This is a genomic window from Streptomyces sp. NPDC001970, assembly GCF_053594115.1.
The window spans coordinates 20,626-33,232 of record NZ_JBSFDW010000012.1 but is presented as its reverse complement, the minus strand read 5'-3'; the positions used below and the strand labels follow the sequence as shown (position 1 = coordinate 33,232).

11 protein-coding genes are annotated in these 12,607 nt (G+C 71.2%); 2 read left to right on the top strand and 9 right to left on the bottom strand.

The genetic code is table 11. The features are described 5' to 3' along the window. Positions 1-86: 86 nt before the first annotated feature. From ACWCP0_RS16920 to ACWCP0_RS16910, 3 genes are all read right to left on the bottom strand, one after another. A complete protein-coding gene (locus ACWCP0_RS16920) occupies positions 87-776 on the bottom strand; it encodes an aggregation-promoting factor C-terminal-like domain-containing protein (protein WP_451079576.1) in 690 nt (229 codons plus the stop codon). Between the two features lie 413 nt (positions 777-1,189). Beyond that, positions 1,190-2,512 carry a PhoH family protein gene (locus ACWCP0_RS16915; RefSeq protein ID WP_451079575.1) on the bottom strand — a complete coding sequence of 441 codons (1,323 nt, stop codon included), beginning with the start codon at positions 2,510-2,512 and terminating at the stop codon, positions 1,190-1,192. 1,036 nt (positions 2,513-3,548) lie between these two features. Then, a complete protein-coding gene (locus tag ACWCP0_RS16910) occupies positions 3,549-4,310 on the bottom strand; it encodes an isoprenyl transferase (protein WP_351226417.1) in 762 nt (253 codons plus the stop codon). Positions 4,311-4,479: 169 nt separating this feature from the next. On the opposite strand from ACWCP0_RS16910, the gene mgrA reads away from it, so the two are divergent. Continuing rightward, positions 4,480-5,517, top strand: a complete 1,038-nt coding sequence (gene mgrA / locus ACWCP0_RS16905; RefSeq protein ID WP_451079574.1) for an L-glyceraldehyde 3-phosphate reductase — start codon at positions 4,480-4,482, stop codon at positions 5,515-5,517. 317 nt (positions 5,518-5,834) lie between these two features. Here the strand turns inward: mgrA and ACWCP0_RS16900 are convergent, their stop codons facing one another. The 4 genes from ACWCP0_RS16900 to ACWCP0_RS16885 form a co-directional block, all read right to left on the bottom strand. Further along, on the bottom strand, positions 5,835-6,194 hold the full coding sequence (locus tag ACWCP0_RS16900) for a winged helix-turn-helix transcriptional regulator (protein ID WP_451079573.1): 360 nt from the start codon (positions 6,192-6,194) through the stop codon (positions 5,835-5,837). A 383-nt stretch (positions 6,195-6,577) separates the two neighbouring features. Further along, positions 6,578-8,161: a DUF2079 domain-containing protein gene (locus ACWCP0_RS16895; protein ID WP_451079572.1), complete on the bottom strand. Its 1,584-nt coding sequence runs from the start codon at positions 8,159-8,161 to the stop codon at positions 6,578-6,580. Positions 8,162-8,172: 11 nt separating this feature from the next. Continuing rightward, a complete protein-coding gene (locus tag ACWCP0_RS16890) occupies positions 8,173-8,568 on the bottom strand; it encodes a cupin domain-containing protein (protein WP_451079705.1) in 396 nt (131 codons plus the stop codon). Between the two features lie 75 nt (positions 8,569-8,643). Continuing rightward, entirely contained in the window at positions 8,644-9,537 is an 894-nt protein-coding gene (locus ACWCP0_RS16885) for a prepilin peptidase (RefSeq protein ID WP_451079571.1), read from the bottom strand. Between the two features lie 105 nt (positions 9,538-9,642). On the opposite strand from ACWCP0_RS16885, the gene ACWCP0_RS16880 reads away from it, so the two are divergent. Then, entirely contained in the window at positions 9,643-9,999 is a 357-nt protein-coding gene (locus ACWCP0_RS16880; protein WP_451079570.1) for a DUF192 domain-containing protein, read from the top strand. Between the two features lie 211 nt (positions 10,000-10,210). Here ACWCP0_RS16880 and ACWCP0_RS16875 read toward each other — a convergent pair whose 3' ends face one another. Next, positions 10,211-11,029 carry a hypothetical protein gene (locus ACWCP0_RS16875; protein WP_451079569.1) on the bottom strand — a complete coding sequence of 273 codons (819 nt, stop codon included), beginning with the start codon at positions 11,027-11,029 and terminating at the stop codon, positions 10,211-10,213. A gap of 286 nt (positions 11,030-11,315) precedes the next feature. Further along, entirely contained in the window at positions 11,316-12,593 is a 1,278-nt protein-coding gene (locus ACWCP0_RS16870) for an MFS transporter (protein WP_451079568.1), read from the bottom strand. Positions 12,594-12,607 lie beyond the last annotated feature (14 nt).

The following is a 12,607-nucleotide window of genomic DNA, read 5'->3' as shown; positions in this document are numbered from 1 at the left end:
ACGAAGCCCCTCACCGTAGGACGGCGAGGGGCTCCACGACGTTGAGCGTCGGGCCGGGCCAGGTCGGGCGGCCCGGTACCGAGGGCCTAGTACCAGTGGTTGGCCTGCCAGAACGACCAGGCGCCGCAAGGGCTGCCGTAGCGGTCGTTCATGTAGTTGAGGCCCCACTTGATCTGGGTGGCGGGGTTGGTCTGCCAGTCGGCGCCGGCGGACGCCATCTTGGAGCCCGGAAGCGCCTGGACGAGACCGTAGGCGCCGGAAGACGGGTTGGTGGCGCGGTAGTTCCAGGTGGACTCGTGGTCCACGATGTTGCTGAAGCACTGGAACTGGTCGCCCGGAATCATCTGCCGGGCCATCGCCTGGACCTCGGCGACGCTGTAGGACGACTGGGTCGCGAAGCTGGAGGCGCTGCGGACGGCGTCGCGGCTTGCGCGCTCGGCCTTCTCCTCGGCCTCGCGCTCGGCCTGCTCCTCGGCGGCCTGCTTCTTCGCCTTGGCGTCCTTGGCGGCCTGGATACGGGCCGCTTCCTCGGCAGACTTCTTTGCAGCCGCGTCCGCGGCAGCGGCCTGTGCATCGGCCTGCTGCGTCAGGGACGCGACCTGAACCTGGGCCTGTTCACCGACGGGGATGTCTGCGAGAAGCGTCGCGTCGGCGGCAGCCGTCTCGAAGTCGTTCGAGGGCTGCGGGGTGCCCTGGGCCACGCCCACGACGGCGCCGACGGTGGTGACCGCTGTGGCGGACGCCACGGCGAATCCCCGGACCGAGATCCGGCTCACACGGTTTCCTTCCAGCATCGTCCGCACAGGTGACCTCGCGGACGCAATCGTGCCCCTGGCACTGGCACCCCCACTTGCTAGGTCACGGGAGGCACGGGCCCGACGGGCAACTCCCTTGCGGGGAGCGCCGCATGGTGCTCGGGCGGCATACGGCGGCGTCTGTTGAGTTGTGTGGTGCCACATCCCTGGGGATGCGTGTGTGCCGTATGCGGGGCCTGACGGAAGCAAGACTCTGCCGGAAGCCGAGGGCGCAAGGCAATTCTTCGTTACGTGTGAAAGCTCACACCTCGTTTGCCTCAGGGGTTTTACCGAAAGCGCCGCGCAGCGCGACGCCGCCCGGCTAAGATCCTTCGCTTCGCCGGGCGGCGCCAACTTCCTCGCGGAATCACCCGTTTTTAGCGGGCGCTATGGGATCAGATGTGCCCGTCCTCCAGCATTTCGGTCACCAGCGCGGCGATCTGCGAGCGCTCGGAGCGGGTGAGCGTGACGTGGGCGAACAGCGGATGCCCCTTCAACTTCTCGACGACGGCGACGACTCCGTCGTACCGGCCGACGCGCAGATTGTCCCTTTGCGCCACATCGTGCGTCAGGACGACCCGGGAATTGGCCCCAATACGTGACAGAACGGTCAGGAGGACGTTCCGTTCCAGGGACTGGGCCTCGTCGACGATGACGAACGCGTCGTGGAGGGACCGGCCCCGGATATGGGTGAGCGGCAGCACCTCGAGCATGCCGCGGCCCAGGACCTCCTCGATGACCTCACGGCCGGCAACCGCGGAGAGCGTGTCGAAGACCGCCTGCGCCCAGGGGCTCATCTTCTCGGCCTCGGTGCCCGGCAGATAGCCGAGCTCCTGCCCGCCGACGGCGTACAGCGGCCGGAAGACCATCACCTTCTGGTGCTGCCGGCGCTCCAGCACCGCTTCCAGGCCCGCACAGAGGGCCAGCGCGGACTTGCCGGTGCCCGCGCGACCGCCCATGGAGACGATGCCGACGTCCGGGTCGAGCAGCAGATCCAGGGCGATGCGCTGCTCGGCGCTGCGGCCACGGATGCCGAACGCCTCGCGGTCCCCACGGACCAGGCGGACATTGCCCTCGGCGGTGATACGGCCCAGGGCCTTGCCTCGCTCGGACTGGAGGACGAGGCCGGTGTGGACGGGGAAGTCCACGGCCTCGGGAACGTACAGCGTCTCCTCCTCGTAAAGGATGTCCACCTGCTCGGCAGACAGGGCCAGTTCGGACATTCCGGTCCAACCGGAGTCCGTGATGGCAAGCTCCGCCCGGTACTCCTCGGCGAGGAGACCGACGGACGAGGCCTTGATCCGCAGCGGCAGGTCCTTGGAGACGACGGTGACGTCGTATCCCTCGGCCTGGAGATTGCGGGCCACCGCGAGGATCCGCGAGTCGTTGTCGCCCAGCCGGTAGCCGGCGGGGAGCACGCCGGGGTCCGAGTGGTTGAGCTCGACGCGGAGCGTGCCGCCGAGGTCGCCCATCGGAATGGGTGCGTCCAGGCGGCCGTACCGGACCCGGAAGTCGTCCAGCAGGCGCAGGGCCTGCCGGGCGAAGTAACCGAGCTCCGGATGGTGCCTCTTGGCCTCCAGCTCCGTGACCACGACGATCGGGAGCACGACTTCGTGCTCGTCGAAGCGGGCCAGAGCCTTCGGGTCGGCCAGCAGGACGCTGGTGTCGAGAACGTAGGTGCGCCTGTCGGGCATGCGGCGCTTTGTGCTGTTCACCACGGAAGGACGTACCCCCTCGGCTGAGATCGGGGTGCGACGACGTCGCGGGCAGTGGGACCGGTCTCCGGCCGCGATGCACGGGCCGGGCACCGGCCCCCCATTCCTTCCGTGCTGACCGCACGGTCGTCCTGGCGCAAAGGGCCTCCCGGGCGAGCGGCTCCGTGCCACTCGCTGTAGAGCGGCATCCGGACTGGTTGTCCGGATGCCGACCTGGAGGGGGTATTCCCTCGAACAACCACAGCCATGCCATGGCATATGACGACGCGTCGATGAACAGGCGATGACCATGACCGCGGGCTTGTGGCGGTGCGGGTCGGCGGGCGTCCCTGCGCCTCGGTCCCGACGCGGCCGAGACCCCTGCGCCTCGGCGCGATCCGCCGCCGCGTGGGCCGGGCGGGATGGGCTCGGGGCCACCTGCGGCGTCCTTCCCCGCCCCGCCCCTTCCCGGCCGTATCGGTTTTGCGGCTCCGCCGAGCGAGGGACAAGCCCTCGGCTCCGGTGGGCGACAACCTCGCGCCGCCCACGGCGACTGGGGCGTGCATGCGTTCGGCTGGGCCGACAGGGGTACCCCGGGCGAAGCCCTGGGGGAGGCAACCCAGCCATGGGCCCACACTGCACTCTGAGCCCGTACGAACGGTGCACGCGCCTCCACTGGAGCCCGTACGGCGTTTGAGAACGGACCTGCGGCTCAATCCGTTGAAGCCCGCCCGGCAATGAAGGACGAGCACCCGGGCCCACCCGGCGGTAACGGGCTCGACCCAGCCCGCCCGGCAATGGAGGACGGACACACAGGCCCACCCGACGACGCCGGGGGCACCACTGAACCCCGTCCACCGATGGAAGCGGACACCCGGGACCACCCCCCGGCAACGGCTCAACCCAACCCGCCCGGCAATGGAGGACCGACACACAGGCCCACCCGACGACGCCGGGGGCACCACTGAACCCCGTCCACCGATGGAAGCGGACACCCGGGACCACCCGACGATGCCGGACGCGTCCAGGACCGGGCGGGCCCGGGGGCGCCGCCCCCGGGTCAGGCGCCGTAGCGGCGGTGGCGGGCCGCGTAATCCCGCAGAGCCCGGAGGAAGTCCACCTTGCGGAGGGCCGGCCAGAAGACTTCGCAGAAGTAGTACTCGGAGTGCGCGCTCTGCCAGAGCATGAAGCCCGACAGCCGCTGCTCCCCACTGGTGCGGATCACCAGGTCGGGGTCGGGCTGCCCCCGCGTGTAGAGGTGCGAGGCGATCAGGTCCGTGTCGACGATCTCCGCGAGCTCCTCGAAGCTCGTCCCCTTCGACGCGTGCTCCGTCAGCAGCGACCGCACCGCGTCCGCGATCTCCTGGCGCCCGCCGTAGCCGACGGCGACGTTGACGAGTATCCCGTCGATGCCGACGGTCGACTGCTCGGCCTCCTTGAGCACGGCTTGGGTGCGTGCGGGCAGCAGATCCAGCGTGCCGACGTGGTGCACCCGCCAGCGCCCGTCCGCCGCCAGCCCGCGCACCGCGTCCTCGATGATGCCGAGGAGCGGAACCAGCTCCTCCTCCGGACGGTCCAGGTTGTCCGTGGACAGCATCCAGAGCGTGACGACCTCGACGTCGGTCTCGGCGCACCAGCCCAGCAGCTCGTGGATCTTGTTCGCGCCGGCCTTGTGCCCCTGCTCCGTCGTACCGCCGGACGCCTTCGCCCAGCGCCGGTTGCCGTCCAGGATGACGCCGATGTGCTTGGGCACCTGGGCATGGTCGAGGCGGCCTTCCACACGGCGCGCGTAGAGCCGGTACACCAGGTCGCGCAGGTTCACGTAGTCCACCCTCTCGGTTCGTGCGGGCCGGCACGACCCTTGTGGGGTCCGGCCCGCCGCGCAGCGGCACCTCTCGCATGCCGTGGCTCCCCCGAGGTCGTCACATTACTGGGCAGCGGCCACAGCCACCCAACCCGGTCTGTCACAAGTCCGTGATAAGCAGAGAAGCATGAACGATTCCCCCTACTACCGCGCCGCCGAGAGCCGCTACGACTCCATGGAGTACCGCCGCACCGGCCGCAGCGGACTGCAGCTTCCCGCGATCTCCCTCGGCCTCTGGCACAACTTCGGCGACGACCGCTCGCTCGACTCGCAGCGTGCGATCCTGCGCCGCGCCTTCGATCTGGGAGTGACTCACTTCGACCTGGCGAACAACTACGGACCCCCGCCCGGCTCCGCCGAGCTGAACTTCGGCAAGATCTTCGCCCAGGACTTCGCCCCGTACCGGGACGAGCTGATCATTTCCACCAAGGCCGGCTACCTCATGCACCCCGGCCCGTACGGCGAGTGGGGCTCCCGCAAGTACCTGCTGTCGTCGCTCGACGCGTCTCTGAAGCGGATGGGCCTCGACTACGTCGACATCTTCTACTCGCACCGCTTCGACCCGCACACCCCGCTCGAGGAGACGATGGGCGCGCTGGCGTCCGCCGTCCAGCAGGGCAAGGCGCTGTACGTGGGCGTGTCCTCGTACAACGCCGAGCAGACGGACGAGGCGGCACGGCTGCTGAGGGAAATGGGTGTTACCGCGCTCATCCACCAGCCCTCGTACTCGATGATCAACCGCTGGATCGAGGACGACGGCCTGCTCGACACGCTGGAGACGGCGGGCATGGGCTGCATCTCGTTCGTGCCGCTCGCCCAGGGCCTGCTGACCAACAAGTATCTGACCGGCATCCCGGAGGGCTCGCGGGCGACGCAGGGCAAGTCGCTCGACCCGAACCTGCTCTCGGACGAGGTGCTGCGTCGGCTGAACGGGCTGCACGAGATCGCGCAGCGCCGCGGCCAGTCGCTGGCCCAGCTGGCGCTGAAGTGGGTGCTGCGCGACGAGCGCATGACGTCCGCGCTGATCGGCGCGAGCCGGGTGGAGCAGCTGGAGGAGAACGTGGCGGCGCTCGCCGGCCCGCCGCTCTCGGACGAGGAGCTGAAGGAGATCGACGCCTTCGCGGTGGACACCGCGGGGACGAACATCTGGGCCGGCCGAGGCTGACCCCGATCGCCCGGCTGAAGCGGGCGACTGCCCGGCAGACGCCGGGCACAAGAAACGGGCCGGTCCGTGGGGGGGATACGGACCGGCCCGAGGGGGGGTTTCCACCATAACCCTTCGTAAGTGATGCTGCGTGCCACGCCATGCCACAACTACTCTCCGAATTCACCGGACTGCGGTGCGAAGGCGGAAACCTGCCGGAAGTGCCGCGTCGGACGTAGGCGAAGCCGTACGGAGACAGGGGTACGTCTACTCCCCACGGGGGACCCGAGGCGCTGGTCACACGGTTGACGCCACCCGGCCGGGCGAGCGGACGCGGATCAGGCGGCCCGGTCCCCCGCGCGGGCTTTGTTGGCCAGAATCTGGTCCATGAAGTCCTCACCCCACTGGCCCAGCGGCAGCAGCGCGGTGTTCAGCGCCTGACCGAGATCGGTGAGCGAGTACTCGACCCTCGGCGGCACCTCCCGGTACACCTCCCGGTGCACGACCCCGTCCGCCTCCAGCTCGCGGAGCTGCTGGATCAGCATCTTCTCGCTCACCCCGGGCACCAGCCGCTTCAGCTCGCCGAAGCGGTGGGTCCCGTCGTGCAGGGCCCAGAGGATCATCGGCTTCCACTTTCCGCCGACGACGTCGACCGCTGCGTCGAGACCACAGCTGTAGGAGATCTTGCCCTTGGCCACCGCCGACCAACTCCTTGGCTCGTCATGACAGTTGCGTCACTTACCTCTTCGACAGTACTCCACATGGCGACAGTCAGGGGCGCGGCGCCTGCGGCGGACCTTCTCCCCGCCACGCGCCCTTTCCCGAAGAGGGCTCCGCCCCGGACCTCGTCCCCGAGGGCGCCGACCCGGCCCCCTACGCCCCTCGGGCGCGGGGACGGGGCGTACCGGAGCCCGTTCCGGCGGGCGAGGAGGACACCCCGGCGGCCCACCCGGCGGCACCGGGCACGCCCGCAGGGCCGGGGCCGGCCTGCCCCCCAGCAGTCACGCGGTCAAGCGATCACCTGGTCACGCGATCACCTGGTCACGCGGTCACACGGTCACGCGGTCACGCGGTCACGTGGTCACCCGGTCGCGTCGGCCGTCCGCCGGAGCAGGGTGATGCCGTCGCGCTCGGCGACGACCTCGTAGCCGTACGAGCGCTTCGCCGCGTCCAGCTCCGCGAGCTGCTGCTCCGGCGGGTAGGGCCAGTGCCCCGTCTTGTACGGCCAGGCCTCGGGCGCCCGGCGGTCGTGGACGATCCACTCCGCCGTCGGCGGGGGCAGCCGCTTCCTGTCGTACTCGTACAGCTGTCCCTCGACCGGCCAGGTCGGGAAGATCACGACCTCGCAGCGCGAAGTGAGCTGCGGCGCGAGCCGGTTGGACGCGGCGACCGTCGCCCCGTCCGGGATGCGCTGGAGCAGCGAGCGTGCGGCCTCGACGTGCGGGGTCGTGCGCCACGTGGCGCGCTGAGCCAGCTGGGCGAGAGGGAAGGAGGGAAGCATCACCACGGTCACGGCGATGACGGTCAGGAGCGAGGCGCGGACGTGGCGGGCCGCGAGGGGGTGGCCGGACACCCGGTAGCGGGTGAGGGCGTCGACGAGGCCGGCGAAGACGATCGGCATGAGGACGGCGCTGTAGTGGAAGGCGGTGCCCCAGTGGAAGGCGTTCTCGGACAGCATCCGCCAGGCCAGCGTCGGTACGGCCAGCAGCGAGAGCGGCGAACGCAGTGCGACGAGCGCGGCCGGCGCGAAGACGAGGATCAGGGTCATCGCCTTGATGTCGGGCCGGAGCGCGTCCAGCGGGGCGAAGGCGACCGTGGCGAGGAGCGAGCCGTGCCCGTCGGCGAGGTTGCCGCCGTGCGCGTACCCCCCGCCGGGGTTGAACGCCGGAAGCATCAGCTTGATCTCGATCGCGCTGCCGACCAGCCCGGCCACGGCGGTCACGACGCCGAGTCCGCCCGCCCCCTTCCCGGCGCCGCCCCGCCATCCGCCCTCGGCCTGCCACCCGCCCTGCCAGGCGATGTACATCCCGACCGCGGCCAGCGTCAGCCCCAGGTCCTCCTTCACCAGCAGCAGCGGCGCGGCCCAGGCCACCGCCCGCCCCCATCGCTGCCGCCCGAGCGCCTCGAGCGCGTACGCGAGCAGTGGTACGGCCAGGGCCACCTCGTGGAAGTCGAAGGCCGAGGCCGACGCGATGCCCCAGCTCGCCCCGTACCCGAAGGCGACGACATGCGCGGCGCGCAGCCCGAGCGCCCGGGCGGCCCAGCGGGCGAGCGGTACGACGGCGACGGCGAGCAGCGCGGACTGGGCGACGAGCAGACAGAGCGGGGACGGCCAGAGCCGGTAGAGCGGGGCGAGGACCGCGATGAGGGGGTGGAAGTGGTCGCCGAGGAGGTTGAAGCCTTCGCCGCGCAACGGGACGACGGGGGCACGGAGTTGCGCGTAGGCGCGCACGGCCTGCTCGAAGATGCCGAGGTCGTAGCCGGTCGTGCGGAGCAGCAGGTGGCGGCGCACGGCGACGGTCGCGTAGAGAAGGAACAGCCCCGCCGCCCATCCCCACGGAAGGAGGAGGGCGGCGGATCGGCCGGCGGGCGGCCGTGCGACGGGGGCCGGGGCTGTGCCCGTATGCGCACCGGGCACCGTCACTCTGTCAATGAATGTCCGCATACGCCCGAATGCTAGAGGGCGTGCCCCGTCGTGCTGTCCACATGACCGGGGATCTCCCCCTCGTGGCGGTCACCTGTCGTCCTGGTCCCGGACGGCTCGAACATCAGGATCGAACCGCCGGGCGACGAGAGCTTGTACTCGGTGCCCTTCGGCACGACGAAGGTGTCGCCCTTGCGGAGCTCGACCGTCGTCTCCGTACCGTCGGCGGCGTTGCGCAGCGCGATGTCGAAGCGGCCGTCGAGGACGAGGAAGTGCTCGTCGGTGTCCTCATGGACGTGCCAGACGTGCTCCCCTGCGGTGTGCGCGATGCGGACGTCGTCGTCGTTCATGCGGGCCACGATGCGCGGGCTGTGGACCTCGTCGAAGGAGGCGAGCGCCTCGGTGAGGTTGACGGGCTTGGTGTCCATGGCCTGGGTGTCCATGGCACGAGTCTGCGCGCGGTAAGGGCGCGGTGTCCTGTACGCGTGTGCGCACGGGCAGCACTAGGCCGCGAGCGCTCCCAGCAGCAGCCCGATCAGCGCCCCCGAGATCATGAACGGCCCGAACGGGATCGCCGACTTGCGCCCGGCCTTGCGGAGCACGACCAGCCCGAGCCCGTATGCCGCCCCCAGCAGGAATCCCGCGAAGGCCCCCACGAACAGGACACCCCAGCCGTACCAGCCGAGCGCAACGCCGAGCGAGAGGGCGAGCTTCACATCGCCGAAGCCCATGCCGTTGGGGTTGATGAGGAAGAGCACGAAGTACGCAGCGCACAGCACAAGACCGCCGAGCAGCGCATTCGTCCACGACCCGGCGGCACCGGGAAGCAGCGCGGCACCCCCGAGCAGCACGGCGGCGGCGCCCGCGAGCGGCAGGGTCAGGTGGTCAGGCAGCCGGTGGACGTTGCGGTCGATGAGCGCGAGCAGTACGGCGACGGGCGCGAGCAGCACCCACACGGCGGCTTCGGGCCGCGCCCCGGCCGCCGCCGTGAGCGCGGCGCAGACGAGCGCGGTCAGGGCCGGTACGAGGAGGGAGGGCCGGTACGGTACGGGCTCCCGTTCCGGAGCGGTGTCCTCCGTCGTGCCGGCTTCCGTCGTGCCGGATTCCGATGCGGTGTCCTCAGGCGCGTCCGGAGCCTGACCCGCCGACGGCACCGGTGCGGGCGCCGGAGCCGGGGCGGTAGCCGGCGCCGGAGCGGCCACCGCGCAGCTCGCGCACCGAGCCGGCCCCAGCCAGCCCCGCGCGGGCCCGGTGATCGGATGCGCCGCAGGGCACGCGTCCCGCCATTCCTCCTCGGGCTCCACGGACAGCCGGTACGCGGCACGCGGCACGAGCGCCCCTGCCCCGGCTCCCCAGGCGGCGGCGATCACGGTCAGCGCGACGTACCCGTTCTCCACGCGCTCGACCCTAGAACCGCCCCGCGCCACGGTCATGGGCCCAGGGACCCACTCCCCCGTGATCCTGGGCCCATCACCGCACGACTGCCGCTACGGTCTACCCCCATGGGCATCTGGCATGACGGCAAGGGCGAGTTGAGAGTCCCGGGCCACGACCATCCGGTGGATCTGGTGATAGCCGCCTCGTACCGGGCACGCACCCGAGGCCTGCTGGGCCGGGACGGCATCGACGGCGCGATCATGCTGACCCCGTGCAACAGCGTGCACACCTTCCGGATGCGCTTCGCCATCGACGTCGCCTACCTGGACAAGCAGCTGCGTGTGATCGACGTACGGACGATGAAGCCGGGGCGGCTGGGCATGATGCGCCTCCGCTCCCGCCATGTGCTGGAGGCGGAGGCGGGGGCGATGGAGGGCTGGGGTCTGCGACCGGGCGTACAGCTCGCGATCGAGACGCCCTGAGTCGCTGGGCCGTGTCCGCAAATTGGCGCCGTCTGCCCGAAGGGCAGGGCCTGCGGCGTCTGGTGCGTGCGATCGCAAGGCGGAGGGTCATCCTCGTACCGGGCGTACTTGGACGAGCCCGCCAACACAGCTGGGGCGCCCCCGGCGCCGGCTCTCGGGGAGCGTGCCGGGCGTCGCGGGCCAGGCGGGACTTCGCGGACACGCCCTGGCGCTAAGGCAACTTCGCGGACTGCTTCTGCACCAGGGCCACCGGGATCTCAGGCGTCTTCGCGTCGATGAAGTTGGCGGTGTAGAAGGTCGCGACCGTCGCCCCCCGGCGTACGACGTGGAACACCAGCGGCATCTTGCTGCCGTCCATGGCGCCCGTCACCTGGTACGCGATCGCGTCGTCGCCCGCCCTTTGCGTGGGCAGCTTCTTCACCTCGGAGTAGGTCGAGGCGCCGCCGTCACCGCCGTGCGTGGTGAAGCCCTCGGCACACGCCTCGACGGCGGTACCCACCGACTTCAGGACGGCGTCCGCCGAGCCGGCCGTGTGGGAGGTGAGGATCACGGTGACGACCGTCTGCCTCTCGTTGCCCTCTTCCCTCTTGTCCACGACCGTGCGGTACACGGTGGCGCTCGCGGCGGGTTCGGGGGCGCCGTTGATCACCGCCGCCAGCGGCTGGCAGTCCGGCTTGTCCGCCTTCTCGGTGCCGGGCTCCTCGCCGCCCTGCATCGGTGTGACCACGTAGTTCGGTACGTCGCCGGTCACCAGGGCCGCCTGCGTCAGCTCCGCCTTGGTGAGGGTCTTGCCGGTGCTCGGCTGCTCGGAGGCGGGCGGCACGGGTGCGTCGGACGCCTCGGGCGGCACGCCGTTCGACGGAGGGGCCTCCGAGGGCGTCGCGGAAGCGGACTCCTTGACGGGCTTCTTCGCGTCGCCCCCGGCCTTGTCGTCGCCCTCGCATCCGGTGGCCAGTCCGGCTGTCAGCGCGGCAGCCGCCGCGGTCATCACGATGCGTCGTGCCGTACCACCCGCGGTGCGCGTGCTCATCCCGTCCCCATCTCCTCTGTGGCCCACCACCGGACGCTAACAACGGTCCTGCGGACGGCGCATGGGCCCACGGGCCCATTGCACGTCAGTCGTCCCGCACCGTGGGCGACGGCACCGGACCGAAAAGCCGCCATCGGACCAGCGCGTCGCCGCGGATGAGCCGGCCCGCGCAGGCAACAGCCAGGTCGCCCGCGACATCCGTGCCGGCGACGGCCGGTACACGGCCTCCGCGCGGGCCAGTTCGAGCTCCGGCGCGGCGGCGTCGACGGGCAGCAGGCGGCACCCGTCAGCCGGCGGCGCGCCGGCCGAGCGCCGAGAGGAGCGCTCCCACGACGCACAGACCGGCGACGGCCGAGCACATCACGGCGAACGAGTCGCTCGTGGCGACGGCCAGCTGCGGGCCGATGCTGGCGCCCACGAACAGCATGAACGTGTAGAGCGCGACGGCGGCGCCTCGTGCGGCTCCGGCCTGGGCACCGATGGCCTCGACGAGCGCGGGAGCGGTCACCGCCACCGCGAGCACGAAGGCGAAGAGCAGTGCGCCCAGCGAAGGAGCCGCGATGTCGCCCTGACGGGCCGTCAACGCCATCACCCCGGCCATCAGCGCGGCCAGCAGAAGCCCGCCGATCACCCGGGTGGCGGCGGGCAGTCGCACCAGCCACCGGGCGCAGAGCGGCACCAGGATCATCGCGGGCAGCGTCGCGGCCCGGAGCGCCAACAGCGCGTCGGGGTCGCCCGCGACAGCCGGCACGCCCGCCACCTGCAGGCCCGTGAAGACGGCCACGAACCCGCACAGCACGGTGACGGTCGCGAGCAGGAACAGCACCAGCGAGGGGACCGTGAGAAGCCTGCCCATCGCCCGGAAGGCGCCGGCGATGGAGGAGGCACTGGCCGCACGGTCCCCCGTCAGGACGACGTGCAGCAGCAGAGCGGCGCCCGCCAGCCCGGCCGCGCAGATCAGGAAGACCGGTTCCCAGCCCGCCGCCTCGTTGACGAACTGGGCGTAGACCTGGCCCAGGACCGCGGCGGAGAAGAACGAGCTGGTCAGCCACGTCATGGCGGCGAGGCGGCGGGCGGGTTCGATCCGCTCGGCGATGTACGCGAAGGCAGCCGGCGCGAAAGCCGCGGCGCACACGCCCTGCACGGCGCGCACCGCACACCCGACGAGGAGGCTGGGCGCGACGGCGACCACGGCCGTGGCGACGGCTGTGAGGCACAGCCCCACGGTCATCACACGGCGCCGGCCGAACCGGTCGGACAGCGGCCCGGAGAACAGGAAGCCTGCGGCGTACCCGAACCCGAACGCGGTGGCGGTCCAGCCGGCCGCGGAGGGGGTGGTGCCCCACGAAGCCGCGAGGGGCACCAGCACGGGCAGCACGGTGTAGAGCTGGCTGACGACCAGCAGGCCGACCACGCACAGGGCCGTGACGGTCCGGAGGAAGGGTGCGTGGGGGGCTACGGAAGCGGTCGAGGGCGAGGGGGACGAGGGGACGGAAGGCCCGGCCTCTGCCCCTGCGACGCCCGCGCCCCGTCGCGGGACGGAGGAGGCTACGGAATTCTTCATGTGTTCCACCAGAC